Genomic DNA, 26,654 nt, shown 5'->3' with positions numbered 1-26,654 from the left:
GAACTGGAGATCCAGATGCAGACGACCCCATCAGTCGGCGTCGAAACGGCTCCCGCCCCGACAGAGTTGTCGGGACAGCCGGTCCATCCTGCAACGGGCATCGAAGCCCTGTGCGAATCAGCAAGCGCCGCATCCGGGCGCACCATCAGCCCCAGCCTCTACAACATCGACCTTGCCCCGACGAAGCGGCAGGGCCGGCGCTGGACGAGCTACAGCATCTTCACCCTGTGGGCCAATGACGTCCACAGCCTTGGAAACTATGCCTTTGCCATCGGGCTCTTCGCACTCGGACTCGGCGGCTGGCAGATTCTCCTGGCCCTGGGCGTCGGTGCCGTCCTGCTGTTCGCCCTCCTGAGCTTCTCGGGCTTCATGGGCGTCAAGACCGGCGTGCCGTTCCCCGTCATGAGCCGGATCAGCTTTGGCATCCGGGGCGCCCAGATCGCCAGCCTCCTGCGCGGGGCGGTGGCGGTGGCCTGGTTCGGCATCCAGACGTACCTGGCATCAGTGGTGCTTCGCGTCATGCTCGTGGCCATGGTTCCTTCGCTGCACGATCTGGACACCAACTCCGTTCTCGGCCTGTCCACGCTCGGCTGGGCCGCCTTCGCGTTCCTCTGGATCGTCCAGCTGGTCATCGTCAGCTTCGGCATGGAAATGATCCGCAAGTACGAGGCCTTCGCCGGCCCCATCATCCTGGTGACCATGGCGGCCATCGCCATCTGGATCTTCGTCGAGGCCGGCGGCTCCATCGCCTGGACTTCGGACAAGGCACTCGAAGGCGCGGACATGTGGCGCACCATTTTCGCCGGCGGCGCCCTCTGGGTGTCCATCTACGGAACCTTCGTCCTGAACTTCTGCGACTTCACCCGGTCCGCCGTCTCCAAGAAGGCAGTGGTCCGCGGCAACTTCTGGGGCATCCCGATCAACATGCTCCTGTTTGGCTCCATCGTGGTAGTCATGGCCGGCGGCCAGTTCAAGATCAACGGCACGGTTATCCAGAGCCCGTCGGACATTGTGCAGACCATTCCGAACACCCTGTTCCTGGTCCTCGCGTGCCTCGCCCTGCTCGTCCTGACCATCGCCGTGAACCTGATGGCCAACTTCGTGGCTCCGGTCTATGCGCTGACCAACCTGTTCCCGAGGCACCTGAACTTCCGCAAGGCGGCCTGGGTCAGCGGCACGATCGGACTCATCATCCTGCCGTGGAACCTGTACAACAACCCGCTGGTGATCGTGTACTTCCTCGGCGGCCTCGGGGCGTTGCTCGGCCCGCTGTTCGGCGTCGTCATGGCCGACTACTGGCTGCTGCGCCGCGGCAGGGTCAATGTCCCGAGCTTTACACGGCTGACCCCGCCGGAGCCTACTACTACAAGAAGGGCGTGAACCCACGGGCGATCATCGCGCTCGTCCCGGCAGCCGCCGTCGCGCTCCTGATTGCCTTCGTCCCGGCGCTGGAAGTTGCCGCCCCGTTCGCCTGGTTCTTCGCGGCCGGCATCGCCGCGGTGGTGTACTACTTCATCGCGGACCGCTCGCAGCGGCTCGAAGATGTCGACGGCGAATCGATCGCCGTCGCCAGCACCCACTGACGCCCCCGGCACTGAAGAACGGAAGAGACAAGCCATGCGCATTCTTGTTGCGAACGTAAACACAACGCAGTCCATGACGGATTCCATCGCCGCCCAGGCACGGGCCGCTGCGGCACCAGGGACCGAGATCATTGGCCTCACGCCGCGGTTCGGAGCGGACTCCTGCGAAGGCAACTTCGAAAGCTACCTGGCAGCCATCGCCGTCATGGACGCCGTGGTGAACTACCCGGAGCCGTTCGACGCCGTCATCCAGGCCGGATACGGCGAGCACGGCCGGGAAGGGCTGCAGGAGCTCCTGGACGTTCCCGTCGTCGACATCACCGAGGCGGCCGCCTCCACTGCCATGTTCCTTGGCCACAAATACTCGGTGGTCACCACGCTTGACCGGGCGGTTCCGCTCATCGAGGACCGGCTGAAGCTGGCCGGTCTCGATGCCCGGTGCGCCTCGGTGCGGGCCAGCGGCATGGCTGTCCTGGAGCTGGAGGAGGAGCCGGAACGGGCCGTCGAAGCGATCATCGAACAAGCCCTGGTTGCCGTCCGTGAGGACAAAGCCGAAGTCATAGTCCTTGGCTGCGGCGGGATGGCCGGGCTGGACGAGGAGATCCGCAAGCGCGCCGGCGTCCCGGTGGTTGATGGCGTGGCCGCGGCCGTGACCATCGCGGAGTCCCTCGTGCGGCTGGGGCTGTCCACGTCCAAAGTCCGGACCTACGCCAGCCCGCGGCCCAAGACCGTCGTAGGCTGGCCAATAACGGCAGCGGAAGTGCCCGCTGCGCCGTAGCACCAACGCAAGGAGCGACGAATGACTGCAACCCACCGGCCCGTACCACCCACCGGCCGGGGCCGGTCGCCGTCGTGACCGGTGCAGGTTCCGGGATCGGCCGTGCGGTGGCGCGGCTCATGCTGGCCGAGGGGTACCGCGTGGTGCTGGCCGGCCGCCGTGAGGCTCCGTTGCTGGAGTCCGCGGCGGGCCACCGCCAGGCACTGACGGTGCCCTGCGATGTCACACAGCCCGACGACGTCGAGCGCCTTTTCGCTGCCACCCTCCAGAAGTGGGGGAGGGTGGACGTCCTGTTCAACAACGCCGGCGTGTTTGGCCCGGCGGCGTCGGTGGATGAGATCGCCGTGGCTGACTGGGACGCCGTGGTGGCGGTGAACCTAACCGGCTCCATGCTGTGCGCCGCCGCCGCCGTGCGGGCCATGAAGGCCCAGGAGCCGCAGGGCGGACGGATCATCAATAACGGATCCGTTTCCGCCCATTCGCCGCGGCCACGGACGGTGGCCTACACGGTCACCAAACACGCCATGACAGGCCTGACCAAGAGCATCGAGCTGGACGGCCGGGAATTTGGCATCACGTGCGGCCAGATCGACATCGGCAACACGGCCACGGACATCATGGGCACCATCGGCGTGGACTCCGGTGCCCTGCAGGCGGACGGCAGCCACAGGACGGAGCCCACGTTCCCGGTGCAGGACGCGGCCCGTGCCGTGCTCCTGATGGCAGGCATGCCGCCGTCGGCCAGCGTGGGCTCGGTGGTGATCACCGCCGCCGGCATGCCGTTCATCGGCCGGGGCTGACAACAGAAGACTCCACAACTTTCCGCTACGGAAGCGGACATCCGCACCTGCGTTCCCGGGTGCGGATGTCCAATGCCGTGGCGGATTTTTCATGCTCCCAAGTCTTCGTAAGTTTTCACATTGTGAAAACTCAATTTCCCCTTGCGGAATAGTGTGAGCGGGGTTACTTTGGAAACAGACCCCGATCTCCGGGGCTGTTCCCGATTGATAGGTACAGATCAATGAAGATCCCAGATTCCGCGGCGCTGAAGGCGAGTTCGGCGCCGTCGAAGAAGAAGCCCCTGTATAGGTCGCTCTTCTTCCAAATTCTGATCGCCGTCGTGGCAGGTGTTCTTATCGGACATTTCTGGCCGGACCTTGGCTCGCAGCTGAGGCCCTCGGTGATGGATTTATCCAGCTCATCAAGATGATCATCGCGCCGCTGATCTTCCTGGTGATCGTCACCGGCATTTCGGCCGTAGGCGACGTCAAAGCGGTCGGAAGGGTCGGAGTCAAAGCCCTTCTCTACTTCACCGCGGCCACGCTCTTCGCGCTGGTCTTCGGCCTGATCGTAGGCAACATCGTCCAGCCCGGTGCCGGGCTGAACATCGACCCCAGCACGCTGTCCCAGGAAGCCGTGGATGCCAAGACCGGCCACGCCGTGGCCAAGGATGCGGCGTCCTTCATCCTGGACATCATTCCCACCAGTGTGATCGGCGCCTTCGCGAGCAACAGCCTCCTGCAGGTCCTGTTCTTCTCGGTGTTCTTCGGCGCGGCCATCGTGGTCATTGGACGCGAGCGCTGCATGCCGGTCATCAGCCTCATGGAGACCGTCCTGGAACTCATCTTCAAGATCATGTCCTGGATCATGAAGGTGGCGCCGATCGGTGCCTTCGGTGCCATGGCGTTCATCATCGGCCAGTACGGCCTGGGTACCTTGGGCACCTACGCCAAGCTGATCGCCGCCTGCTACGGCGCCGCCATTGTCTTCATCGCGCTGCTGTTCCTCGTGGCCTGGGGATTTGCCCGGGTTCCCCTCTGGCACTTCCTGAAATACACCCGCGAGGAGTTCCTGCTGGCGCTCGGCACCGCCTCCACCGAGGCTGTGATGCCGCGCATCATGACCAAGCTGACCAACGCCGGCTGCTCACGCGCCACCACCGGCCTGGTGGTTCCCACCGGCTATTCGTTCAACCTCGACGGCGCCGCGATCTACCTTTCGATCTCGCTGCTGTTCCTTGCCCAGGCCTTCGGCCACCACCTGGACCTTGGCCAGCAGCTGGCCGCCCTCGGTGTGCTGCTCCTGACGTCCAAGGGCATGGCCGGGGTCCCCGGCTCCTCGTTCCTCGCGCTGTCCGCCACTGCGGCCGCCCTCGGGATCTTCCCGGTTGCCGGCGTCGCCCTGCTCCTTGGCGCGGACCGTCTCATGGACTCCATGCGGGTTGTGGTCAACCTGCTGGGGAACTGCGTGGCAACCTTCGTGGTCTCCAAGTGGGAGGGCCAGTTCGACCGCAGCGTCATGCTCCGTGCGTTCCGGGGCGAAATCACCAACCATGATTCGGCCATCATGCTCGGCGTCGAGGATGACTTCGAGGACCAGGAACTCGAGCGGATCAGCGGAGGAGGGTCGCCGTCGCCCAAGTTCCGCGGCGGTCCCAACCTCGAGGACATCCCCGGATTCCAAATGAGCCGGCCCGGCGCCCACGCAGGTCCGCCGGAGCACAGCTCGGCCGCCATCAACCACGAATAGCGCAACGGCCGCGCAACCCGAAACAGCAGAACCGCACCACAGCAGCCCCGCCCCGGAAATGACCGGGGCGGGGCTGCGCGTTGTCCTTCGAGCTTCCGGCCAAGGTCCACTGAGGCGCCCTGCCGGCCGCTACAGCGGGAGCAGCTCCGACAGGTTCGCCCGCAGCCCTGAAGCGGCCACCTTCCCGGAGGCGACGGCGTCGGCCCAGCTCAACTGGCCGGAGACCATCGCCAGCCAGGTGGCGGCGTCGCACTCAATGACGTTAGGCGGAGTGCCGCGCGTATGCCGCGGACCCTCCACGCACTGCGTGACGCCGAATGGCGGAACGCGCACCTCCACGGAGTTGCCCGGTGCCCTCGCGGTGACCTCCTCCAGTGTGTAGCGCACCGCCGTCGCGGTCACCGCACGCGGAACGCCCGACGCCGGGACGCCCGCTTCCAGCCAGGCGGCCAGCGCGGCGCGGCCTTCTTCGACGTCAATGCGTCGGCGTGAAACTGCCATGTCAGTCCAGCAGCGCCGACACGGCGTGGCCTAGCCGGATCTTGCCCACAGGCCGTCCCCCGCCCAGCACAGGCTCCACGACTTTTTCCAGGACGCTGGAGACGCCCGGGATGTCCACGGCGCCGGAGGCGGCCAGCAGGGTGAGCCCCACCAGGGTGGTGGCGCGCTGGTTGCCGTCCAGCACCTTGATGGCCACGGAAACGCCCGTGCTGGTGGCCAGGGCCAGGACCCCCTCGGCGCCGATCTTGGCGATGATCTCCAGTTCGTCCATCACGACCGTGTTGGGCTCGCCTTTGCCCTGCACGGCCCACGGGTAGTCCAGCATGGACGTGGCGATGGTGGCAGCACGCGCGTTGGAATTCTTGTCGCCGGGAGCTTTGGCCAGCCGCGAGTAGGCCCGTGCCAGGCCGGTCAGGGAGATGGCGGCCACCGGAGCGCCGCAGCCGTCGATGCCCAGGTGCGCGATCCGTTCGCCGGAGTACTCCTCGATCACGGACCGGACGCGCTGCTGCATCGGATGGTTGGGCTCAAGATAGCTGTGCGTGTCCCAGCCGTTCTCCGTGCAGGCCCACAGGAAGGCGGCGTGCTTCCCCGAGCAGTTGAACGCGAGCTTGGACCTGCCCTGTTCGGAGCGGATGAGCCAGTGGCGGGCATTCTCGTCCTGCGGCCAGGCGGCGGGGCACTGCAGCTGTTCCTCCTTCACGCCGGCGGCCTTGAGCATCCCCTCCACCACATCCATGTGGTCCAGCGACCCGGTGTGGCTGGCGCAGGCCAGTGCAACCTGGGCACCGCGCAGGGGCACGCCTGCCTGCATGGCGGCCAGGGCCTGCAGGGGCTTCAGCGCCGAGCGGGCGTAGATGGGTGTGGTGATGTCACCGAGCTGCGTGACCACCGTTCCGTCGGCGGCAAGGACCACGGCTGCGCCGATGTGCCGCGATTCGACGAAACCGCTTCGTTCCACGACTGCCAGTTCGACGGCGGACTCCACGGTGAATGTGGCATGGGGATTTTCCGGCATGCCTAAAGTCTATGGTGCAGCTGCCGGAAACCCGGGCAATCCGGGGCCACATGGCCGGGCTATTGAACTGTCACCATCACCGACTGCCAGCCGGACGCGCCGTCGGGCACGGGATCGGCCCGCTTGTCGGTCTGGACCTCGCCGGTGCCGTCCGTGGCGCGGGCCTTGATGTAGTGCGGGCCCGGCGTGGCATCCCACTCGAAGGACCACTGCCGCCACGTCACCAGGGAGGCTTCGGTGGACAGCACGGCTTCGGTCCAGGGGCCGTTGTCGATCTGCACCTCCACCTTGGTGATGCCGCGGGTCTGCGCCCAGGCGGTGCCGCCGACTGCCACCTTGCCGGCCGGAACCTGGGCAAAGGACTTGGGCACTTCCACCCGGGCCATGGTCTTGATGGGTCCGCGCTCGGACCAGCCGCGGTCAGTCCAGTACGCCTTGCTGTCCGCGAAGCGCGTGACTTCGAGGTCAACCACCCACTTGGTGGCGGAAACGAATCCGTACAGGCCCGGGACCACCATCCGGACGGGGTAGCCGTGCTCCAGCGGAAGCGACTCGCCGTTCATGCCGATCGCCAGCATGGCATCGCGGTCATCCTGCAACACTTCGAGCGGCGTTGAGGCGCTGAACCCGTCCTCGGACGTGGACAGGACCATGTCCGCCCCGTCCTTGGGGCGGGCCATCTTGAGGACTTCGCGGATGGGCAGGCCCAGCCATTTGGCGTTGCCGGCCAGGTTTCCGCCCACGGGATTGGACACACAGGTGAGGGTTACGTGCGACTCGACCAGCTCGGCGTCGAGCAGGTCCTGGAACGTCAGGGTGACTTCCTGTTCCACGAGGCCGTGGACGCGCAGCTCCCAGTCCTGTGCCTTGATTTCCGGCACGCTCAGGGCTGTGTCGATCCGGTAGAACTGATTGTTGGGCGTGACCCATGGCGTGACGCCCGGGGTGGCTGACTGGACGCCGGCGGGGACGGCCGGGGCAGCCTTGGCCGGCGAGGGCAGCTGCAGGGATTCGCGGGCCCGGGCCACGTTGCTCCGGGCCGCGCTGAGCAGCCGGCCCCCGGTGGCCGCGATGGCCGCGGCGCCTGCCGTAATCCCGGTGGTGGCGAAGAATGCGCGGCGGGTGGTGGCGGGACGTTCGGCGCCCTTGGCTGCCACATCCGAGGCCACAGCCGGCCATGAGCTCATCCGCCACAGCCGCGTGACCAGGAGGCGCAGCACCACCAGCCCCGCCACCGTTCCGATCAGGGAGGGGATGGCGTCTGCTGGCTTGACGCTGGCCCGGGTGACCACGCTGGCAACAATGACCGTGCCCATCAGGAGCACACCGGCAACGCCCAGGGCCCATTTCCGGTAGGCCGCAACGCCCAGCAAGCAGGCGAGCAGGAGGATTGTCAGTCCCATGCCGCCGAACAGTGCCGCCTTGTCATTGGTGCCGAAGGTGGCAATGGCAAAGTCCTTCAGCCACGGCGGCGTGAAGTCGATAAAGGTGGAGCCGAGCGCAATGAGCGGCGTGGCCCGCGCCGTGAAGAAGGCGCCGATCAGTTCCGCAACGGAAAGAACGACGGCGGCGGCAGCGACGCCGGCCAACGCGGCCAGCGCGGTGGGGCCTTTGAACCGGTTCGTGAGCTTCTTCATGCCGGGAGTTCGTAGCCGCGGGCCATCCGGATTGATGGCGGCAGGTCACGGCTTAGGAGCGGACCGGGTGCACAAAGTACCCTTGGAGACTGTGAAGGTACTCGTCATTGGCCCCGGTGGCCGCGAACACGCCATTGTCCGCTCCCTGCTTGCAGACCCCAACGTTTCCGAAGTCCATGCGGCTCCGGGCAACGCGGGCATCAGCAAGCTGGTTCCCACCCACGCCATCGACGGCAACGATCCGGACTCGGTAGCCGCCCTGGCCACCAAGCTGGGCGTGGACCTGGTGGTGGTCGGGCCCGAAGCGCCGCTGGCCGCCGGTGTCGCCGACGCCGTCCGCGCAGCCGGCATACCGGTGTTCGGGCCCAGCAAGGCGGCAGCCCAGCTCGAGGCGTCCAAGGCTTTTGCCAAGCAGGTCATGGCCGAGGCCGGCGTCCCCACCGCCATGGCGCGCGTGGCCAGCAACGCTGAAGAAGCCGCCGATGCCCTGGACACGTTCGGTGCCCCCTACGTGGTGAAGGACGACGGCCTTGCGGCGGGCAAGGGCGTGGTGGTCACCAACAACCGGGACGAAGCCCTGGCGCACGCCCAGAGCTGCTTTGATGTGGGCGGCTCCGTGGTGATCGAGGAGTTCCTGGACGGCCCTGAGGTTTCGGTGTTCGTCCTGTGCGACGGCCGCAACACCGTGGCGCTCTCCCCGGCACAGGACTTCAAGCGGATCTTCGATAACGATGAAGGCCCCAACACCGGCGGCATGGGCGCCTACACCCCGCTGGAATGGGCACCGGAAGGCATGGTCCAGGAGGTCATCGACCGCGTGGCCCAGCCCACGGTCAATGAGATGGCCCGCCGCGGCACCCCGTTCGTCGGCGTCCTGTTCGTGGGCCTCGCCCTGACCTCGCGCGGCACCCGCGTCATCGAGTTCAACGTCCGCTTCGGCGATCCCGAAACCCAGGCGGTCCTGGCCCGGCTCAGGACGCCGCTGGGTTCCCTGCTGATGGCAGCCGCCAAGGGCGAACTGGACAAGGCGGAAGAGCTGCGCTGGTCCAAGGACACCGCTGTCGCCGTCGTCGTTGCTTCCGAAAACTACCCGGACACCCCCCGGACGGGGGACCGCATCCGCGGGCTCAAGAAGGTCGATGAGCTCGACGGTGTGCACGTGATCCACGCGGGCACCAAGCTGGACGACGAGGGCAAAGTGGTCTCCGCCGGCGGCCGCGTGCTTGCCGTGGTGGCGCTGGGCACCGACCTCGTGGAGGCCCGCGAACGGGCGTACGACGGCGTGGAGCTGGTCCAGCTTGAAGGCGGACAGTTCCGCACGGACATCGGCCGCAAGGCTGCCCGGGGCGAGATCAAAGTATCGTCCAGCGCAACCGGGTCGCTGCCCGTGACGAAGACGAAGGCATAGCATGACTGAGAATTCCCCGCTTGTACCGGCCGCCACGGCGGGCCTGGCGACTGAGGCGCTGGACCTTCCGGGCTGGCGCCACGTCTACTCGGGCAAGGTCCGGGACCTTTACGTTCCCGTCGATGAGTCCATCCAGGAGCAGTTCGGCCAGGACTGCGTCCTGGTGGTCGCCAGCGACCGCATCAGCGCCTACGACCACGTGCTGTCCAGCGAAATCCCGGACAAGGGCCGCATCCTCACGCAGCTGAGCCTGTGGTGGTTCGGCCAGCTGGACGTTGAGCACCATGTGCTGGCATCCACCGTGGAAGGCGGAGTTCCTGCCGCGGTGGAGGGCCGGGCCATGATCTGCAAGAAGCTGGACATGTTCCCGGTGGAATGCATCGCCCGCGGCTACCTCACCGGCTCCGGGCTCCTGGAGTACCAGCAGTCCCGGACTGTGTGCAGCATTCCGCTGCCGGAGGGCCTGGTGGACGGGTCACGCCTCGACGAGGCCATCTTTACCCCGTCGGCAAAGGCCGAGGTGGGGGAGCACGATGAAAACATCACCTACGACGCCGTTGTGCAGCTCGTGGGGGAGGATGTTGCCGGACGCCTGCGTGAGCTCACGCTCAAGATTTACACCAAGGCCGAGGAAATCGCCCGTACGCGCGGCATCATCCTGGCCGACACCAAGGTGGAGTTCGGCTTCGACGTCGCAACCGGTGTGATCACCCTGGGCGATGAGGTCCTGACCCCGGACTCCTCACGGTTCTGGGATGCGGCAACCTATGAGCCGGGCAAGTCCCAGCCGTCCTACGACAAGCAGTATGTGCGTGACTGGCTGACGTCCGCCGAGTCAGGATGGGACCGCGCCTCCGACGTGCCCCCACCGGCGTTGCCGGAGGACGTGGTGACCCGCACCCGCGGCCGCTACGTTGAAGCCTACGAAAAGCTCACCGGGCTGAAGTTCGTTTAGCTGGCCGCTGCCGCGGCTTCGGCCGCGGCAGCGCGCCGCTGGGCCAGTTTGATCTCCAGCACGGCGTCCATGGCCTGCTGTACCCGGTCCGAGGCTCCGGCGGCACTGAATTCCTTCTGTGCTTCCTCGAGGAGCACCAGGGCTTCGTCGGATTCCCCGGCGGCCTTGAGCGACTTCCCCAGCAGGAGTGACACCTCGCCGGCGGTGTGACGGGCCAGGGCCTTGCGCTCGGCGTGGATTTCGCGGAGTTTCTCCACTGCAGCCGGGATGTCTCCCGTGAGGTAGAGCCAGCGTGCGCGGATGAACGCCACTTCCAGCTGGTCCGTCTTGTTTCCGCCCACGATCGACAGGGCCAGTTCGGCGCGCTCGATGGCGGAGAGGGTTTCCGGTTCCACAATTCCTGAGGAGAGCCGCACGGCCGCTGATGCCTTGTTGAAGCGTGCCCACAGTTCGATGTCGTTGGCCGGCGAGAGCAGTTTGGCCGCCCGCTCGTGGTACTTGATGCCCTCAGGGTAGTCGTGCCGCATGAAGGCCACGTTGCCGATCACCCACGCCACTTCGCCTGCGAGCTGTGAGATGGACTGGTCGTCCATCTGGTCGTTCATGGCCTGGCAGTACGTCCAGGCCTCGTCCAGGCGGCCGCTTTCGGCCAGCGCGCCGATCAGCGCACGCAGGGCACCGATGATCAGCGTTGACCCCTTGGGCAGCTGGGCGCAAAGTTCAACGGCCTTCTGGGCATGCTCGACGGCGGTGGCCAGCTGGCCCTGCCCGTGGCACACGGCGGCGAGCATCTGCCGGGCACGCACCCCCAGGCCGGCCGACTCGGTGGCCATGGGGTGTTCGAGGAGGTGCTGCATGATGTTCTGGCATTCGTGCAGCTGGCCCTGCTTCATGAGGCATTCCGCCTGCATGTAGGTCATGTTCCACCAGGCGCTGGTGTTCTTCCCCTCAAGGGCTATCTGGGCCGCTGTGGCGGCGTGGGCGGCCGCCAGGGGGTAGTCCCGGAGGTCCCAGGCCTGGCGGGCGTACAGGCCGGCCAGCACGTACTCGGCGTCGCTGACCGAGATGGGCTGGCTCCAGGCCTCCAGAGCCTTGGGCGCCAGCTCGAGCCGGCGAGCTAACTCTTCTATAACATCGGCGGTTGGTTCACGCCGACCTGTTTCCAAGAGGGAGATGTAGCTGGGAGAATAGAGGTCCTTTCCCAGTTCTGCTTGCGTCAACCCACGTTCGAGTCGTTCGGCGCGGAGCTTCTCCCCGAATCCGTTCCCCACGGGTTTCCTCCTTATTCCGGACAGTCTTTATACCAAATGCTTGACAGTCTCTGTGGAAAACATTTTACAATGTATGTCAACAAGGGCAGTGCTGACTTTGTAACGAATCCGACTCGTATTGAGGAAACCTAATGTTGAAGAAGATCGCAGCCGCCGCCGTTCTGGCAGGCGCACTGGCGTTTTCAGCCGCGGCCCCCGCAGTGTTGTCTGCCGGGCCCGTCGGCAACTGGGCGGATCAACTGGGAAGCACTATTGCGATCGGCAACTGGCCCGATCCCATGCAAGCCGCCCAGGCGATCGGTAACTGGCCGGACCCCATGGCATTCCCGGCTTTCATCGGTAACTGGCCGGACCCGATGTAGAGGGCTGATGCGACTTCCCGCAAGGGAAACACCGGCTCCGGGACATGTGCGAACCATGTCCCGGGGCTATTTTTTTGCCCAGGGACACAGGGAAACCCCGTCGACGGCTTCTGGACTCCCGCCGGCCTCTCGGAACAGCCGGAGGTAAAGCAAAGAGGGCCTTCCGAATGGAAGACCCTCTTACTTTTTGGTCGGGATGACAGGATTTGAACCTGCGACCTCTTCGTCCCGAACGAAGCGCGCTACCAAGCTGCGCTACATCCCGATCCGCTGCAAAAGCAACTTTACAAGAATAGCGGATGCTTGCCCCGGATGTGAAATCGGCGTCCGGTTGGCTGTCCCGACGGTGCCGCGGGGTCTATACGAGCGAGTCCTTCCAAGCCCCGTGCAGCTCAGCGAACCGCCCGCCGCCGCCGATCAGTTCCGCCGGCGTGCCGTCCTCCACAAGGCGGCCGTCATGGACCACCAGGACACGGTCGGCTGTCTCAACCGTGGACAGCCGGTGGGCGATGATCAGTGCCGTGCGCCCGGCGTCGTGCCCCGCTACGCCCTGCAGGAGGCTCGCGAGCCCGTGCTGGACCAGGCGTTCCGAAGGGATGTCCAGTGAGGACGTGGCCTCGTCCAGGATCAGGACGGCGGGGCGGGCCAGGAAAGCCCGGGCAAAGCTGATGAGCTGCCGCTGGCCGGCGGAAACACGCCCGCCGCGTTTGTTCACGTCCGTGTCGAAGCCATCGGGCAGTTCCATGATGAACTCGTGGGCGCCAACGGCACGGGCTGCCTCCTCGATCTCCTCACGGGAGGCCTCGGGACGGCCCAGGGCAATGTTGTCCGCCACGGACCCGCTGAACAGGAAGGCTTCCTGCGTAACCATCACCACGTTCCGCCGCAGGTCTGCAGTGGTGAGGCTGCGCAAGTCCACGCCGTCGAGCGTCACAGACCCCTCGGAGACGTCGTAAAAGCGGGCGATCAGCTTGGCCAGCGTGGACTTGCCCGCGCCGGTCTGGCCCACCAGGGCCACGGTCTGCCCGGCCGGGATATGCAGGTCCAGCTTCGGTATGATGACCGGCCCGTCGCCGTACTTGAACTCCACCCCGTGGAAGTCGACGGTGCCGAGCGCCTCAGGCAGCGCCACGGGGTTCCTGGGCGGCCGCACGGTGGGAACCTCCTCCAGCAGGCCGGAGACCTTTTCCAGGGCCGCCTGGGCGCTCTGGAAGGAGTTGTAGAACATGGCCATCTGGTCCACGGGCTGGAAAAAGCGTTTGGTGGACAGGATCAGGGCCAGCAGCACGCCGACGGCCAGTTCCCCGCCCATGACCCGGAAACCGCCGAAGAGCAGCACCACCGCGACGCAGACGTTGCCGATCAGCACCAGGCCCGGCTGGAAGATGCCGTTGAGGTTGATGGAGCGGACCGTGACCCTGCGGTAGTCCTCGGACAGCTCGCCGTAGCGCTCGGCGTTTTCGCGTTCCTTGCGGAAGGCCTTGACGGCCCTGATGCCGGTCATGGTTTCCACGAAGTGCACGATCAGCCGTGCCGAGACGACCCGGGATTCGCGGAAGACGATCTGCGAGTGCTTCTGGTACCAGCGGGCCAAGAAGAACATGGGGACCCCGGCAGCCAGCACGAGGAGTCCGCTGCGCCAGTCCAGGGCGAAGATGGTGGCGGCAGTGAACACCATAAAGAGCATCCCAGAGGCCAGCGAACTGACGCCGGAGTCCAGCAGTTCGCGGAGCGCCTCAAGGTCCGAGGTCTGGCGGGCGATGATGCGGCCGGAGGTGTACTTCTCGTGGAACTCGAGGCTGAGCCGCTGGGTTTGGCGGAAGACGCGGACCCGCAGGTCCAGCAGCATCGCCTGGCTGAGCTTCGCGGTGGAGGTCACGTACAGGGCCGTGAGGCCGGCCGTGGCCACCGCCGCTGCCAGGTAGGCGGCCCCGGTGAGCACCAGCGGCACGTTGTCCCCGGCCCGGAGGGCCGGCAGAGCATGGTCGATGCCGAAGGCGATCAGCGCCGGTCCGGCCACGCGGGCGGCCTGGGAAAGGACCACCATTGCTATGGTCAGCCAAAACCTCAGCCGGGCGGGCCGGATCAGGGAGCCCAGCAGGGCGAGCGACCGGCGTCGTACGGTTTTGCTTTCGCTTTTGCTCAGGTGGGCGTTGTCCTCGTTGGCGGTGCCGAACGTTGCGGTGCTCATCGGGAAATCTCCTCGGACTCGTCCGTTAATTCTGAGAGGTCCGACAGTTCGGAATCCAGGTCCCGGGGCTCGGTTGACAGGCTGGCGATCACGTAGCGGTAGTGATCGTTGTGTTCCAGCAGTTCCGTATGGGTCCCGACGGCGGCAATCCGGCCCTCCTCGAGGAGCGCCACCCGGTCCGCCAGCGCCACGGTGGACGGCCGGTGGGCGACGATCAGCGTGGTGGTGTCGGCCAGGACTTCGCGGAGCCGGGCCTCCACGAGTTCCTCGGTATTCACGTCCAGGGCAGACAGGGGATCGTCCAGCACCAGCACCTTGGGCTTCGCGGCGATGGCGCGCGCCAGGGCGATCCGCTGCCGCTGCCCGCCGGAGAGGCTCAGCCCTTCGTCGCCGATCAGCGTGTCCAGGCCCTCGGGGAGGGAGTAGGCAAACTGTGCCTGGGCAACCTCGAGGGCCTCTTCCAGCGCCTCCTCGCTCCGTTCACGGGCACCGAGGAGGACGTTGTCACGTACGGAATTGGAGAACAGGGTGGTGTCTTCGAAGGCCACCGCCACCACGGTGCGCAGTTCCTCGACGGAGAAGTCACGCAGGTCCACACCGTCGATGGTGACGGACCCTTCGGTGACGTCGTAGAGGCGGGGGACCAGCTGGAGCATCGCGCTCTTGCCGCTGCCGGTGATGCCCACCAGGGCCATGGTCTCGCCGGGCCGGATGGCGAGGTTGACGTCCTTGAGGATCGGCTTGTCCGGGGCGTCCTCGAACGCGAACGTGGCCGAGTTGAAGCTGAGCGCCCCGCTGACCTCGGCAGGCTGCCGGGGCTGCTCCGGGCTGGTGATGGTGTTCGCTGCGTCCATGACCTCAAAATGCCGGTCGATGGCCGTTTTGGCGGTCAGCGCCATGGCCAGCAGCATGCCGCAGAACTCCACCGGCGCGGCGATGACGGCCGCCGTCGCAAAGAAGGCCACCAGCGAACCGATGCTGAGCTGGCCGTCCGCGGCCAGCATCACCCCGGCCACAAGGCCGGCGCCGAGTGCCAGTTCGGGGAGGAGGGTGACCACCATGCTGAAGGTGGCAAGGTGCTTCGCCTTGGCGATCTCAGTCTGCCGGAGCTCTTCGGCCTGCTCGTTGAAGTTTTCCAGGGCCTCGCGGCTGCGGCCGAACGCCTTCAGCACGCGGATACCGTGCACCGATTCCTCCACCGTGGTGGCCAGGTCGCCGGCCTGGTCCTGGCTCCGGCGCGCCACCTTGCTGAAGCGCGTCCGGAACCGGAATCCGTAGATCATGATCGGAACGGCCGCCGCCAGGAAGATCAGGGCCAGTTGCCAGCTCATGGAGAACATCACGACGACGCCGATCACCACGGTCAGGGTGGTGACCACAAGCATGATGGCGCCGAACGCCATCCAGCGCCGCAGGAAGTTCAGGTCCGTCATGGCCCGCGACAGCAGCTGCCCGGAGCCCCAGCGGTCGTGGAAGGACACCGTGAGGTCCTGGAGATGGCCGTAGAGGGATACCCGCATCCGCGTTTCAACGGTGGTAGCCGGGTTGATGACGAACTGGCGGCGGAGGGCAACCAGTCCGGCTTCGGCGGTGCCCAGGCCCAGAATGACCAGCGAGGCGATCCAGACCGCATCCGTGGCGCCGCCCGGCTGGAGTGAATCATTGATCAGCACCCGCAGCACCTGCGGGATGGCGAGGGCCACGACGCTGGCCAGCAGGGCGCACAGGAGTCCCATAAAAAGCCGGGGGATGATCGGCTTCACATGGGGATAAAGTCGGCTGATTGACGTGAAGAATGGAGTCTGCTTGGCCATGCCCGCTTCTTAAAGCTCAACTGCGAATGTAGTTTCCTTTAGCAACTACCCTATGCCATCGAGTGACACGTTTCACAGGTTTCGGCCCGGCGCGCGGATCTTGCCCAGTCATTGCGTTTTGCAATACCCGCGCGGGCGGGGGAGCCCGGTCCCACCGGTGGTTGAGCGTGTCGAAACCCGGATCTCGCTCCCCCCGCCCCTAAGCTCGCCCAGCGAATCCGGCTGGCGAGGGCCCGGCCGGATCACCGGTGGGTTAGCGTTCCGACAACGTCAGCAGCACGGCCTCGGGCCGGCAGGCGATGCGGACCGGGGCAAAGCGGGAGGTGCCGATCCCGCCGGAGACGTTGACCGGCGTCGTGCTGCCGTTGCTTTCCCAGTTGTTGAGGCCCTTGGCCCGCCAGGTGGGGATATCGCAGTTGGCCACCAGAGCGCCGTAGCCGGGGACGCAGATCTGGCCGCCGTGGGTGTGGCCGGCCAGCAGGAGGTCGGCGCCATCCTCTGTGAAGTGGTCCAGCACGCGCTGGTAGGGGGCATGGATCACTGCCACCCGCAGGTGCGGCGTGGTGTCCTGGCCCTTCGTCCCGCGGGGCCAACCGGCGTACCTCTCCAGGCCCAGGTGCGGATCGTCCACGCCGGAGAAATCAAAGCGCAGCCCGTTCAGGGCCACGGACTGGTTGCGGTTGGTCAGGTCAACCCAGCCGGACATTCCAAAGTAGGAGCGCAGCCGGGGCCAGTCGAGCTCCACGGGCTTCTTCTGGGCTGTTGAAGGACCCAGAAGGTAGGACGCCGGATTCTTGATGGTGGGCGCGAAGTAGTCGTTTGAACCGGGCACGAACACTCCCGGAAATTCCAGCAGCGGGGCCAGCGCCTGCAGCAGCGGGTCAATGGCTTTGACGTGGCTGAGGTTGTCCCCGGTGTTCACCACCAGGTCCGGTTCCAGTTCGGCCAGCGAGGACAGCCACTGCGCCTTCCGGTGCTGCCCTGGGACAAAGTGGATGTCGCTCAGGTGAAGGATCCGGATCGGACCAAAACCCGGGGAAGGATGGGCAGGGATTCCTCACGCAGGACGAACTGGTTCTTTTCCCACAGACCGTACCCCGCCGTTGCCAGTCCTGCGGCGGCGCCGGCCGCCGCAGTTACGGCAAAGCCGCGCCCGATGCTACGGGCGCGGCTTGCCAGGGACCGTGCGTCAGCCATCGGCGCTACCCGTTGCCCTTGCCGTTGCTCTTGGTGGGCTCCGGAGCGGGCGTGGAAGGTGCCGGCGCAGGCGAGGAACTCTGCGTGGACGGCGTGGTCTGGCGGGTGGGCGCCCCGCTGATCATGCTCGTCGGAGGGGCCGGGAACGGGTTAGTGCCGTATGCCGGAGCTATTTGCGCCATGTAGTTGGAGAACTGGGGGCCGGCAATCATGTAGCCGTCGATGCCCTTGTAGAACTTGCCGTTAACGGTGACGTTCTGCCCGGCTCGGCCCTGGTCCCCAAGGCATCCCCGAACCAGGTGGCGGTGGCCAGGCCGGTGGTGTACCCCACAACCCAGGTGGAGCCGTTGGAGTCGTTGGTGCCAGTCTTGGCGGCGATGGGGAAGTTCGTCTTGGTAGAGATGCGGGGCTGGATCAGTGACCCCGAGCCGCGGTTCAGAACTTCCTGCATCGCATAGGCGACGCCCCTGGCCACCTCAGGCTTGACTGCGTCCCGGCAGCTCGTTGCCTGCGCCGGGAGCTGGGCGCCGGTCTGGTCCGTCACGGAGGCGATGGCGATCGGCTCGCAGTACTTGCCGTCGTTGGCGAATGTGGCGAATGCGCTGGCCATAGTCAGCGGCGCCGTTTGGGTGGAACCAATCAGGTTACCCAGCGTCGTCATCGGCACCTGGGGGTTTGGTGATTCGGCGTTGGGCAGGCCGCCGTGGATGCCAACGGCGTCCACGATCTTCTGGATCCCGCACAGGTCAACCTGGGACGCGGAAGCGAATGTCATGGTGTTGATCGAGTTGGCCAGGCCGTCCAGGACGGACATGTACTTGTAGTAGCCGTCTTCCGCGTTCTGCAGATCCTTAGTGCCATTGGAGGCGTCGTACCAGCCGACGGTCTGTGCTGGGCAGGTGTTCTTCCACGGGAAGTTCTGCGGATAGCGCCGCACAGCACCGTTCAGCTGGGTGCTCATGGACTTGCCTTCGTTGAGCCATTCGGCGAACGTGAACGGCTTCATAGTGGAACCGGGTTGGAATCCGCCGAGGCCATTGAGGTCGTTCCCGTTGGCGTCCTTGGAGTCCACGTTGAAGTTCTGCTCAGCTTGGAACTTTCCCTCGGAGGGAAGCCACACGGTGTTCTGCGCCATCGAGACGATCTTGCCCGTGTTCGGCTGGACGGACACCAGCGCCGCGCCCCACTTGTCCGGGTTGGCGCCGGCGGACGCGTCCACCTGGCCCTGCGCCGCGGTCTGTGCCTTCGGGTCAAGGGTGGTGGTGATGGTCAGGCCGCCGCGGAAGATCTTCCGCTCGCGTTCCGTGGCATCGGCGCCGTAGGCCGGGTTGTTCAGCAGCAGGTGCAGGACGTAGTCACAGAAATACGGGGCGGTGGCAGCATAGGCGCAGCCCTGGCGGGCAGGGGTCACCTTCGTTTCCACCGGCGTGGCCACCGCGGCGTCATACTCGGCCTGCTTGATCTTGCCCTGCGTGTACATGGCCTTAAGCACCAGGTCCCGGCGGTTCTTCGCGTTGTCCGGGTTGGTGGTGGGGTCGTAGAAAGTTGGGCTATTAACCACACCGGCAAGCAGGGCAGCCTGCGGGAGGGTGAGGTCCTTCGCGGACGTGCTGAAGAACAGCTTGGACGCGGCTTCAATGCCGTAGGCGTCCCGGTTGAAGAACACGATGTTGAGGTAGCCCTCGAGGATCTGCTCCTTGGTGAACTTCTTCTCCAGGGCGATGGCCAGCTTCATTTCCCGGAGTTTGTCCCCGACGCCCTTGTTGACACCGTTGAGCTTGACGTCCTCGTTCTTGCCTTCGGCCTCGAGGGACGAGTTTATGACGTTGTTCACATACTGCTGGGTGATGGTGGATGCACCCTGCTTGTTGCCGCGTGCGGTGCTGACCAAAGCGCGCATGATGCCCGTGGTGTCCACGCCGCCGTGATCATAGAAGCGGCTGTCCTCGATGGCGATCACGGCGTCCTTGATGTATGGCGACATCTGGTCCAGTGAAACGCGGGTGCGGTTTTCCGCGTAGAGGTTGGCGATCAGGCTGCCGTCAGAGGCAAGGATCTTGGTGGACTGGCTGGGCGGGTCCACCTGCAGCTCTGCCGGGAGGGTGTCGAAGAATTCGATGGAACCGCTGGCCGTGCTGCCGGAAACAGCCGCCGCAGGGACCAGGAGGCCTGCCACCAGGACACCACAAATCGCGCTCACGCCAAGGAAAGCAAGGATCTTTCCGAGGGTGGTGGCCGTGTCGAATAAAGGGTTCTTACCAGTCGCCATGTTTTCCACTTTACCGGCAAGGACTAGTCTTTAGGTCATGACCAAATGGGAGTACGCCACGATTCCGCTCATTATTCACGCCACGAAGCAGATCCTGGACCAGTGGGGAGAGGACGGCTGGGAGCTCGTCCAGGTCGTCACCGGACCTGACGGCAACGGCCTCGTTGCCTACCTTAAGAGGGAGAAGCAGTAGTTATGACAAGCACTGCAGGCACGGCGCCGGAATCCCCGGCCTACGCCGAAAATCAGGCCACCAGCCCGGAAAACGGAGCCCCGGCATCCGCCGTCGAACAGCGGCTGGCCGAGCTGGGACTGGCCCTGCCCGAGGTAGCTGCACCCGTGGCCGCGTACGTCCCGGCAGTCATCTCCGGGAACCACGTTTACACCTCCGGCCAGCTGCCCTTTATTAACGGCAAACTCGAAGCTACGGGCAAGGTGTCCACCGGAACCGAAGGCCATGCGGATGAGCCCACTGTGTCTCCTGAAGACGCCAAGCGGTTTGCCGCCGTCTGCGCTGTCAACGCACTCGCAGCGGTCAAGAGCGTCATCGGCGACCTCGACCGGATCACCCGGATCGTCAAGGTTGTGGGATTTGTCTCCAGCGATCCGTCCTTCACCGGCCAGCCGGGTGTCATCAACGGTGCCTCGGAACTCCTGGGCAAGGTCCTCGGCGACGCCGGCCAGCACGCCCGTTCCGCCGTCGGCGTGTCGGTCCTGCCGCTGGACTCGCCGGTCGAGGTCGAACTGATCGCCGAATTTAGCTAGAAGGCCGGTCACTTCCCTTGCCCCAATTAGCCCGTCGCCTGTTTGTGCTGCCTCCCGATCTCGAGGGGGCAGCACAAAGCTGGCTTGATCACGGCGAGCGGACGCCCCGCGCCGCACGCCTCGCCTCCTCCGTAGTCCTGCTGCGGGACTCGCCCACAGGTCTGGAAACCTGGCTGGGCTACCGCCCGGGTACTTCCCCGCTCGGTGTCCTCGCCTTTCCCGGCGGCTCGCTGGAGGCGTCCGACGACGACGCCGTCGGCTGGCTTGGCCCCTCGCCGCAGCATTGGGCGGAACAGATGGGAACGAACGACGTCGGGCTGGCGCGCCGCCACATCGTCGGTGCCATCCGCGAACTCTTCGAGGAAACCGGCGTGCTCCTTGCCGGCCCGGACCTGTCCACCACCGTGGAAGCCACTTCCACGGTGGAATGGATGCGCGCCCGGATAGCTGTTGCCGGGCAGGAAAAGTCCTTCACGGATGTCCTGGCCAAACGGGGGCTCTCCGTCCGGACGGACCTGCTCAAGCCGCTGGTCAACTGGCTGAGCCCCGACTTCGCCCACCGCCGTTTCAACACCCGCTACTTTGCCGCCACGGTGCCTGTAAACCAGCAGCCCACCCTGCTGGAAAGCAAGGGAGTGTGGGGCCGCTGGGTCTGCGCCAGCAGGGTCATCCAGGAGCGTGACACCACTGCGCTTGGTGACGAAGTGGGCCAGGAAAACACCGTTGGCCTGAAACTTGGCCAACTCCTTGTCCCCGGCTCCGAGATCATGTTCGAAAAAATGGCGGCCGCCAACGGCTGCATCGCCTACCTGAGCTACAAGCGCAAACCCCACGTGTACCAGCCGAAGCTGGTCCAGGAAGAGGGCCAGCTGATGCTCGAAGTCGAGGCCGCAAAGACCGTCGCGGGAGAGCCGCAGAGGGAGCGGTAGTCTTTCTTCGCTGCAGGCTGGGTTCGCCAGGCGCCGGCCCCTTGGTTGGGTTCGCCGAACGGCAGCCTTACGCCGTCGCGTAGACACGTCGCATAGGGGCTCCTACGGTCGCTGGCGACCTCCGGAGCCCGATGCGCCGCGATGTGCTCCTACGCGAAAGACCGCCGCCCGGCTTTCTCGGACGCTCTCGCAGTTCCCGTCGCTTTTTCTGCGACGCTCCTGCAGTTCTTGTCGCTCTCGGTGCGGGAGGCCGAACGGTGACGCCACGCAAAGTGGCTGACGACGCAGAAAATGCTTGGCGACACCGGGATTCGGGTGTCGCCAGGCATTTTCTGTGTCCCCGGGATTTTTACGCGTCATTCTCCCGCTGATCGAGATCGTGGCTTCGACAGGCTCGACCAGCAATATCCCGGGTTGGACGCAAGAGAGGCCCTGAGGCGGGCATCCGGAAGCGTGCGTCAAAGCGACGAAGGAGCAGCACGCGGAGGATGGCAGCCTTAGGGCCTCACCTAGTGAAACTGACTAGCGGGAGCGCTGGCGGAGGCGCTGCATGTCCAGAATCACGACGGCGCGGGCTTCCAAGCGCAGCCAGCCGCGCTGCACAAACTCGGCCAGGGCCTTGTTCACCGTTTCGCGGGAGGCGCCCACCAGCTGGGCCAGTTCTTCCTGGGTGAGCTCGTGCGCCACCAGGACGCCGTCGGTTGCCGGGCGGCCGAAGCGGTCGGCCAGGTCCAGCAGCGCCTTGGCCACGCGGCCCGGAACGTCGGAGAACACGAGGTCGGAGAGCGAATCGTTGGTGCGGCGCAGGCGGCGGGCCAGAGCCTGCAGGAGCTGGGCCGAAACTTCCGGGCGGGTCCGGAGTAGCGCGTTGAGGCTTTCGTTCTTCAGGCCGGCGAGGCGGGTCTCCGAGACGGCCGTTGCCGTTGCCGTGCGGGGGCTCGGGTCGAAAAGTGCCATCTCGCCGAAGAGCTCGCCCGGGCCGAGGATCGCCAGCAGGGACTCGCGTCCGTCGGGGGACGTGCGGCCAAGCTTAACCTTGCCGGAGACGATGAAGTAGAGCTGATCACCCTGGTCGCCTTCACGGAAGACCGATGCTCCGCGTGACAGGTCCACCTCGGTAAGTTCGTCCGTGAGCAGGCGGAATGCTTCGTCGTCGAGCGTGGCAAATAAGGGTGCGCGGCGCAATACCTCGATGTCCATGTAATCTCCTGAGTAAATGTGTCGGCTGGGGCGCTTCAGCCATTGTTTCAGAATTTTCAACGTTCTGTGACGTACTTGGCACGTGAAACGCCTGAAACGGCGCCCCGACGGCCTCCCAGGTGGCAATTGCCGTTGTCCGGTGACGGCATTTTTGGGTTTTTGCGGGTCACCCTGGCCGCCGCCTTCGTCGGGAAACTGTCAGGGTTCCCCTCTAGAATTGGGGCTTACCTGTTTTTGTGAGGAGCCCTTGTGTTCGGCTTGACCATCCTGGACCTGGCCTTGATCCTGACGCTGCTGTCCTACCTGATCTACGGCCTTCGCAATGGCTTCCTGGTGACCCTCGGCGGCATCGCCGGGTTCGTTGCCGGTGCCCTCGCCGCTTTTGTGTCAGTGCCCATCGTCAGCAACCTCGTGGCGGACAGCGGCTGGCGGCTTACGGCGATCGTGGCCACGGCTGTTGTGCTGATAGTGCTGGGCCATGCGCTGGGAACCATGATCGGCCGCAGGATCCGCGGCGCCGTGCGGATCCAGCCCCTTCGGGCCATGGACCGTGTGCTGGGCGGCGGAGTCAACGTAGTGGTCGCTGCGCTGGTCATGTCCATGCTGTCCTTCAGCATCAGCGCGCTGGGTGTCCCGTTCGTCTCCCAGCAATTGGCGGAGTCCAGGGTGATCCGCTTCATTGACGGTCTGACGCCCGTCCCCGTGAAGACCGCCGTTGCCCAACTGCGCTCCACCGTGATCGGCGACGGCATCCCCACCCTGATCGAGGGGATCGGCCCGGGCAAGCAGGTGGCCATTCCGAACGCGAGCACAGACACCCTGGCGCTCAACCGGGCCGCCGAGTCGGTCCTGAAAATCGCCGGCACCGCGTACGAATGCGGCCAGAACCAGACGGGAACGGGCTTCGTTGTTTCGCCCGGGCGGGTTGTGACCAACGCCCATGTGGTGGCGGGCGTGTCGCAGCCTGTGGTGGAGATCCCCGGAGGGGGCGCCATGCCCGGCCGCGTCGTTTACTTCGACAGCCAGCACGACCTCGCTGTCCTCGCGGTGGACGGCCTGCCTTCCTCACCGCTGCAGCTGACGGCGGACCTGCCTGCCGGCACCGCCGCAGCCTTCGCCGGCTATCCTCACGGCGGGCCGTTCCAGTCCAAGCCGGCAACAATCCAGGACATCGCAACGGTGCTCGTGCCGGACATCTACGGCAACAACCCCGCGCCGGAAGACGTCTACAGGCTCGCCGGCGATGTCCAGCCGGGCAACTCGGGCGGCCCGCTCCTGACCACCGACGGCCAGGTGGCCGGCGTGATCTTCGCCAAGGCCACCACCGACGCGGCTGTCGGCTTCGCCATCACCATGGACGATCTCGCTCCCGTGGCGGCTCAGGCCGCGGGCCTGAGTGGTGCCGTTTCCTCAGGGCAGTGCATCCAAAAGTAACGGCCCGAACAATCTGCAGCAGCCACTCACCCCGGGAATGAACCCCAGAGCCACTCCAGGGTTTGGCCGTGCGGCCCCGCGATGGCCACGGGGAGCCCGTCCTGGACAAGGAGGAAGCGACCCCGCAGCCTTGCCTCGTCCATTTCCGGCACCACCGTGGAGCCGTCCGCCTGGGCGAGCACGGTGTGTCCCTCGTTCGACAGCCAGTGGCAGCCGCGCTCGGCCGCAAGCCTGCTGATGGTGGAGCGGAACGCTTCCCGCTGGGACGAGTCCAAGTACGCCATAACGGCGCTGTGGAAGACCACCAGGGTCGCGTCCTGCGGCGCCTGCCGGGCCAGTGACTCCACCTGTTCGTTGAGGTCGCCGGCCACCAGCAGCGGCGGATCCTGCTGCGCAATGGCGATGGCCCGGCGCAGCCTGTCGCGCCGGAAGTCCTGCTCCGGCCAGATGAGGGCCTCGAGCCAGGCGACGTCGTCAGGATCGCTGATGTCCAGCGGGTTGAGGTCTATCCCGGCCCGCCACACCACCTCCGGGAGCTCCGCGGGCAGGGGGACGCCGCCCTTCACCGTGCAACGAAGAACAGGCGGTCCGCCTGCCGCAGTGGGGCTGGAATCCCGTGTCCGCGGTGCCAGCCGCGTGACGGACGCGCCGTCGTCGTACTCATAGACATATCTGTCGGGATACAGCGCCAGGCCGGCAGAGGCGCCCACCTCGATCAGGGCCAACGGGCGGCCAGTGGAGCCGGCGATGGCGGCGAGGGAGGGCAGCAGAGTGGCGCAACGGCCTGCCTCGTTGGTCTGGGTGGCGCGGGAGAGCACAATCCGGGAGACCTCGTCCCAGCGGGCCATGAGGAATTCCCGGAATTCGGCGTACGGAGTGATCTTGGCCCCGAGGAAGCGCGCGGCGGCCAGGATCAGCAGCGGCTGGCGTTTGTTGTGCGGCCACCGCTCGATGCGCCCGATCAGCTCAGGATCGTCGGCGATCCCCACCGACCATTCGGCATAACACGGCGACGAGGCCGGGGCATCGACCGTACCGAAGTTCCGGTACCAGTCCGCCGTGCCCGCCTTCCCCGCGCCGGCGGATGGCATCTCAGGCCCTGCCGGCGTTCAGCTCTGCGAGGTATTCGACGGCGAACCGGTAGCCCATGACGCCGGCGCCCGCGATGACGGCCTTGCTGATGTCCGAAAGGTAGGAGTGGTGCCGGAATTCCTCGCGGGCGTGGACGTTGGTGATGTGGACCTCCACGGCCGGCAGTTGCACGGCGGAGATGGCATCGCGGATGGCCACGGACGTGTGGGTGTACGCTCCGGCGTTGAGGACAATGCCGATCGCCTTGCCGCGCGCGGCGTGAATTGCGTCAACCAGGGCACCTTCGTGGTTGGACTGGAAGCATTCAACCTCCACGCCGTGTGCCGCACCGGCGTCCTTGGCGAGCTGTTCGACGTCGGCGAGCGTTGCCGTGCCGTACTTTTCCGGCTCCCGGGTTCCCAGCAGGTTCAGGTTGGGACCGTTGAGGACCAGGATGGTGGGGCGGCCGGCGTCGGTGGCGGGGGAGGCTTCAGTCATGTGTGCCAATCTATCGCTTCACGTGCCGGGGAGCGGTTCTTTACGGCTGCCGCCAGGGACGGCCGCAGGGGTGGGCTGCCCGGGCGGGCTTCGGGCGCGGGCGGGCGGTGCCGGCGGCCGCAGGCCAGCACGCGCCTCTGGCCACTCCGATCCGCCGTGCCTAGACTTGAAGGACCATCGTGCGGAGCTCCCGTACCGGTCAGCTCGCGCGGAAAGCCCGATCTGGAGAGAGCGTCATCATGCGCTGCAAAAATGTGGAATCAGGAAAAGCAGTTCGCCGTGCCGCCGTGGGACTTGTGGCCCTCGCAGCACTGTTCGTTCCGGCGCCCGTAGCGTTTGCCGGACCCCCGTCAGCCAACGGCCACGACAAGGTCATTGAGCTTCCCGGGGCCTCATCCGCCGAAGGCATTGCCGAGGGCAACGGCACCACCTTTTTCGCCGGGGACCTTGCCAAAGGCGACATTTTCCGCGGCGATATCCGTCGCGGGACGGCCAGGCTCTACATAGACGTACCAGACGGCCGGATGGCAGTCGGCATGAAAGTGGACGTGGAGAACAGCCTGCTCTTCGTTGCCGGCGGCGCCACCGGCCAGGCCTACGTCTACGACACCGACACGCGCAAGACGGTGGCCACGTACCAGCTGACTGAAGTCTCGGAGCAGCAGCCGGCGTTCATCAATGACGTCGCGGTCACCGATGACGGCGCCTGGTTCACCAACTCGCTAAAGGGTGAGCTGTACTTTGTCCCCGTGGACCGCCACGGCAAACCCGGCGACCTCAAGACCCTCACGCTCACCGGCCCGGCGGCAGCCACCTCTGGGGACTTCAACCTCAACGGCATCGCGGCCGTCCGTGGCGGCCGGACCCTGATAGTTGCGCATACGGCCAACGAAGCCCTCTACACGGTGGATCCGGAATCCGGCGCCAGCGCTGAAATCACCGGTGCCGGCCTGCCCTATGTCGACGGCATTGTGGTGAACGGGAACACCCTGTGGGCCGTACAGAACATGCTCAACCAGGTGAGCCGGGTGCGGCTTGATTCGCGGCTGGAGTCCTTCGAGGTCAAGGGCGTCATCACCAGCACAGACTTCCAGGTCCCGACGACGGCCGCCCTGTTCGGCGATACTCTCGCCTTGGTCAACGCGAAGTTCGGCGTCCCCGGGGCCAGCAAGTACGAGGTTGTCCTTGTAGACGCCCGCTAACCGGGCTGCGGCAACGGCCTGCCGGCCGGGAGGTTACCCGGC

At 65.9% G+C, this 26,654-nt stretch carries 19 protein-coding genes, 1 tRNA gene and 4 pseudogenes; 12 read left to right on the top strand and 12 right to left on the bottom strand.

Annotation, left to right across the window (positions count from 1 at the left end):
- The first annotated feature begins 15 nt into the window (after positions 1 to 15).
- From FCN77_RS21525 to FCN77_RS21510, 4 genes and pseudogenes are all read left to right on the top strand, one after another.
- Positions 16 to 1,583: pseudogene (locus FCN77_RS21525) on the top strand (NCS1 family nucleobase:cation symporter-1).
- Between the two features lie 34 nt (positions 1,584 to 1,617).
- Positions 1,618 to 2,361 carry an aspartate/glutamate racemase family protein gene (locus FCN77_RS21520; RefSeq protein WP_137323908.1) on the top strand — a complete coding sequence of 248 codons (744 nt, stop codon included), beginning with the start codon at positions 1,618 to 1,620 and terminating at the stop codon, positions 2,359 to 2,361.
- Between the two features lie 119 nt (positions 2,362 to 2,480).
- Entirely contained in the window at positions 2,481 to 3,161 is a 681-nt protein-coding gene (locus tag FCN77_RS21515; protein ID WP_254679050.1) for an SDR family oxidoreductase, read from the top strand.
- Between the two features lie 221 nt (positions 3,162 to 3,382).
- Positions 3,383 to 4,890 (top strand): annotated as a pseudogene (locus FCN77_RS21510) (cation:dicarboxylase symporter family transporter).
- A 129-nt stretch (positions 4,891 to 5,019) separates the two neighbouring features.
- On the opposite strand, the gene FCN77_RS21505 reads toward FCN77_RS21510, so the two are convergent.
- Genes FCN77_RS21505 through FCN77_RS21495 form a run of 3 tightly spaced genes read right to left on the bottom strand, consistent with a single transcriptional unit; the run spans position 5,020 to position 8,046 of the window.
- Entirely contained in the window at positions 5,020 to 5,391 is a 372-nt protein-coding gene (locus tag FCN77_RS21505; protein WP_137323906.1) for a sterol carrier family protein, read from the bottom strand.
- Position 5,392: 1 nt separating this feature from the next.
- The gene (locus FCN77_RS21500) at positions 5,393 to 6,409 is read right to left on the bottom strand and encodes an asparaginase (RefSeq protein ID WP_137323905.1); all 1,017 of its coding nucleotides are present in this window, start codon (positions 6,407 to 6,409) and stop codon (positions 5,393 to 5,395) included.
- A 59-nt stretch (positions 6,410 to 6,468) separates the two neighbouring features.
- The gene (locus FCN77_RS21495; protein WP_137323904.1) at positions 6,469 to 8,046 is read right to left on the bottom strand and encodes a molybdopterin-dependent oxidoreductase; all 1,578 of its coding nucleotides are present in this window, start codon (positions 8,044 to 8,046) and stop codon (positions 6,469 to 6,471) included.
- Between the two features lie 91 nt (positions 8,047 to 8,137).
- Between FCN77_RS21495 and purD the strand changes: the two genes are divergently transcribed.
- Positions 8,138 to 9,454 carry a phosphoribosylamine--glycine ligase gene (gene purD, locus FCN77_RS21490; protein WP_137324903.1) on the top strand — a complete coding sequence of 439 codons (1,317 nt, stop codon included), beginning with the start codon at positions 8,138 to 8,140 and terminating at the stop codon, positions 9,452 to 9,454.
- A gap of 1 nt (position 9,455) precedes the next feature.
- Positions 9,456 to 10,409, top strand: coding sequence for a phosphoribosylaminoimidazolesuccinocarboxamide synthase (locus tag FCN77_RS21485; protein WP_137323903.1), 954 nt, complete (start codon positions 9,456 to 9,458; stop codon positions 10,407 to 10,409).
- On the opposite strand, the gene FCN77_RS21480 is transcribed toward FCN77_RS21485, so the two are convergent.
- Positions 10,406 to 11,680: a helix-turn-helix domain-containing protein gene (locus tag FCN77_RS21480; protein ID WP_137323902.1), complete on the bottom strand. Its 1,275-nt coding sequence runs from the start codon at positions 11,678 to 11,680 to the stop codon at positions 10,406 to 10,408. The genes FCN77_RS21485 and FCN77_RS21480 overlap by 4 nt on opposite strands.
- 131 nt (positions 11,681 to 11,811) lie before the next feature.
- On the opposite strand from FCN77_RS21480, the gene FCN77_RS21475 reads away from it, so the two are divergent.
- The gene (locus FCN77_RS21475; RefSeq protein WP_137323901.1) at positions 11,812 to 12,042 is read left to right on the top strand and encodes a hypothetical protein; all 231 of its coding nucleotides are present in this window, start codon (positions 11,812 to 11,814) and stop codon (positions 12,040 to 12,042) included.
- Between the two features lie 188 nt (positions 12,043 to 12,230).
- On the opposite strand, the gene FCN77_RS21470 is transcribed toward FCN77_RS21475, so the two are convergent.
- The 5 genes and pseudogenes from FCN77_RS21470 to FCN77_RS21450 form a co-directional block, all read right to left on the bottom strand.
- Positions 12,231 to 12,307 (bottom strand) — tRNA-Pro (locus FCN77_RS21470).
- A gap of 93 nt (positions 12,308 to 12,400) precedes the next feature.
- Positions 12,401 to 14,233: an ABC transporter ATP-binding protein gene (locus FCN77_RS21465; protein WP_137323900.1), complete on the bottom strand. Its 1,833-nt coding sequence runs from the start codon at positions 14,231 to 14,233 to the stop codon at positions 12,401 to 12,403.
- The gene (locus FCN77_RS21460) at positions 14,230 to 16,047 is read right to left on the bottom strand and encodes an ABC transporter ATP-binding protein (protein WP_137323899.1); all 1,818 of its coding nucleotides are present in this window, start codon (positions 16,045 to 16,047) and stop codon (positions 14,230 to 14,232) included. The genes FCN77_RS21465 and FCN77_RS21460 overlap by 4 nt, the downstream gene beginning before the upstream one ends.
- 253 nt (positions 16,048 to 16,300) lie before the next feature.
- Positions 16,301 to 17,244, bottom strand: a pseudogene (locus FCN77_RS21455) (metallophosphoesterase).
- 5 nt (positions 17,245 to 17,249) lie between these two features.
- Positions 17,250 to 19,513, bottom strand: a pseudogene (locus tag FCN77_RS21450) (transglycosylase domain-containing protein).
- A 37-nt stretch (positions 19,514 to 19,550) separates the two neighbouring features.
- Here FCN77_RS21450 and FCN77_RS21445 point away from each other — a divergent pair.
- The 3 genes from FCN77_RS21445 to FCN77_RS21435 are packed head-to-tail and all read left to right on the top strand — an operon-like array spanning position 19,551 to position 21,207.
- Positions 19,551 to 19,706, top strand: coding sequence for a DUF4177 domain-containing protein (locus FCN77_RS21445; protein ID WP_011693223.1), 156 nt, complete (start codon positions 19,551 to 19,553; stop codon positions 19,704 to 19,706).
- 2 nt (positions 19,707 to 19,708) lie between these two features.
- A complete protein-coding gene (locus FCN77_RS21440) occupies positions 19,709 to 20,278 on the top strand; it encodes a RidA family protein (RefSeq protein ID WP_137323898.1) in 570 nt (189 codons plus the stop codon).
- A 17-nt stretch (positions 20,279 to 20,295) separates the two neighbouring features.
- Positions 20,296 to 21,207, top strand: a complete 912-nt coding sequence (locus tag FCN77_RS21435; protein ID WP_137323897.1) for an NUDIX hydrolase — start codon at positions 20,296 to 20,298, stop codon at positions 21,205 to 21,207.
- A gap of 522 nt (positions 21,208 to 21,729) precedes the next feature.
- Here FCN77_RS21435 and FCN77_RS21430 read toward each other — a convergent pair.
- A complete protein-coding gene (locus tag FCN77_RS21430; protein WP_011693220.1) occupies positions 21,730 to 22,407 on the bottom strand; it encodes a Crp/Fnr family transcriptional regulator in 678 nt (225 codons plus the stop codon).
- A 249-nt stretch (positions 22,408 to 22,656) separates the two neighbouring features.
- On the opposite strand from FCN77_RS21430, the gene FCN77_RS21425 reads away from it, so the two are divergent.
- Positions 22,657 to 23,841 carry a MarP family serine protease gene (locus FCN77_RS21425; RefSeq protein ID WP_137323896.1) on the top strand — a complete coding sequence of 395 codons (1,185 nt, stop codon included), beginning with the start codon at positions 22,657 to 22,659 and terminating at the stop codon, positions 23,839 to 23,841.
- 26 nt (positions 23,842 to 23,867) lie between these two features.
- Here FCN77_RS21425 and FCN77_RS21420 read toward each other — a convergent pair whose 3' ends face one another.
- Together FCN77_RS21420 and aroQ are read right to left on the bottom strand one after the other, a co-directional pair.
- Positions 23,868 to 24,932 (bottom strand): DUF2332 domain-containing protein, encoded by a 1,065-nt coding sequence (locus FCN77_RS21420; protein ID WP_137323895.1) that lies wholly within the window; start codon positions 24,930 to 24,932, stop codon positions 23,868 to 23,870.
- Between the two features lies 1 nt (position 24,933).
- On the bottom strand, positions 24,934 to 25,410 hold the full coding sequence (aroQ, locus tag FCN77_RS21415; RefSeq protein WP_137323894.1) for a type II 3-dehydroquinate dehydratase: 477 nt from the start codon (positions 25,408 to 25,410) through the stop codon (positions 24,934 to 24,936).
- Positions 25,411 to 25,649: 239 nt separating this feature from the next.
- On the opposite strand from aroQ, the gene FCN77_RS21410 reads away from it, so the two are divergent.
- Positions 25,650 to 26,612, top strand: a complete 963-nt coding sequence (locus FCN77_RS21410; RefSeq protein ID WP_137323893.1) for a hypothetical protein — start codon at positions 25,650 to 25,652, stop codon at positions 26,610 to 26,612.
- Positions 26,613 to 26,654 lie beyond the last annotated feature (42 nt).

Origin of the sequence: Arthrobacter sp. 24S4-2 (assembly GCF_005280255.1) — a bacterium.
In the GTDB taxonomy this organism is placed as follows: domain Bacteria; phylum Actinomycetota; class Actinomycetes; order Actinomycetales; family Micrococcaceae; genus Arthrobacter.
The sequence above is the reverse complement of the archived record's forward strand: the minus strand, read 5'-3'. Positions and strand labels throughout refer to the sequence as shown.

Coding starts and splice junctions, on each gene's coding strand:
- FCN77_RS21495 (WP_137323904.1), bottom strand. CDS start 8,046: ATGAAGAAGCTCACGAACCGGTTCAAAGGCCCCACCGCGCTGGCCGCG.
- aroQ (WP_137323894.1), bottom strand. CDS start 25,410: ATGACTGAAGCCTCCCCCGCCACCGACGCCGGCCGCCCCACCATCCTG.
- FCN77_RS21420 (WP_137323895.1), bottom strand. CDS start 24,932: ATGCCATCCGCCGGCGCGGGGAAGGCGGGCACGGCGGACTGGTACCGG.
- FCN77_RS21520 (WP_137323908.1), top strand. CDS start 1,618: ATGCGCATTCTTGTTGCGAACGTAAACACAACGCAGTCCATGACGGAT.
- FCN77_RS21505 (WP_137323906.1), bottom strand. CDS start 5,391: ATGGCAGTTTCACGCCGACGCATTGACGTCGAAGAAGGCCGCGCCGCG.
- FCN77_RS21410 (WP_137323893.1), top strand. CDS start 25,650: ATGCGCTGCAAAAATGTGGAATCAGGAAAAGCAGTTCGCCGTGCCGCC.
- FCN77_RS21515 (WP_254679050.1), top strand. CDS start 2,481: ATGCTGGCCGAGGGGTACCGCGTGGTGCTGGCCGGCCGCCGTGAGGCT.
- FCN77_RS21445 (WP_011693223.1), top strand. CDS start 19,551: ATGACCAAATGGGAGTACGCCACGATTCCGCTCATTATTCACGCCACG.
- FCN77_RS21465 (WP_137323900.1), bottom strand. CDS start 14,233: ATGAGCACCGCAACGTTCGGCACCGCCAACGAGGACAACGCCCACCTG.
- FCN77_RS21440 (WP_137323898.1), top strand. CDS start 19,709: ATGACAAGCACTGCAGGCACGGCGCCGGAATCCCCGGCCTACGCCGAA.
- FCN77_RS21460 (WP_137323899.1), bottom strand. CDS start 16,047: ATGGCCAAGCAGACTCCATTCTTCACGTCAATCAGCCGACTTTATCCC.
- FCN77_RS21485 (WP_137323903.1), top strand. CDS start 9,456: ATGACTGAGAATTCCCCGCTTGTACCGGCCGCCACGGCGGGCCTGGCG.
- FCN77_RS21500 (WP_137323905.1), bottom strand. CDS start 6,409: ATGCCGGAAAATCCCCATGCCACATTCACCGTGGAGTCCGCCGTCGAA.
- FCN77_RS21430 (WP_011693220.1), bottom strand. CDS start 22,407: ATGGACATCGAGGTATTGCGCCGCGCACCCTTATTTGCCACGCTCGAC.
- FCN77_RS21475 (WP_137323901.1), top strand. CDS start 11,812: ATGTTGAAGAAGATCGCAGCCGCCGCCGTTCTGGCAGGCGCACTGGCG.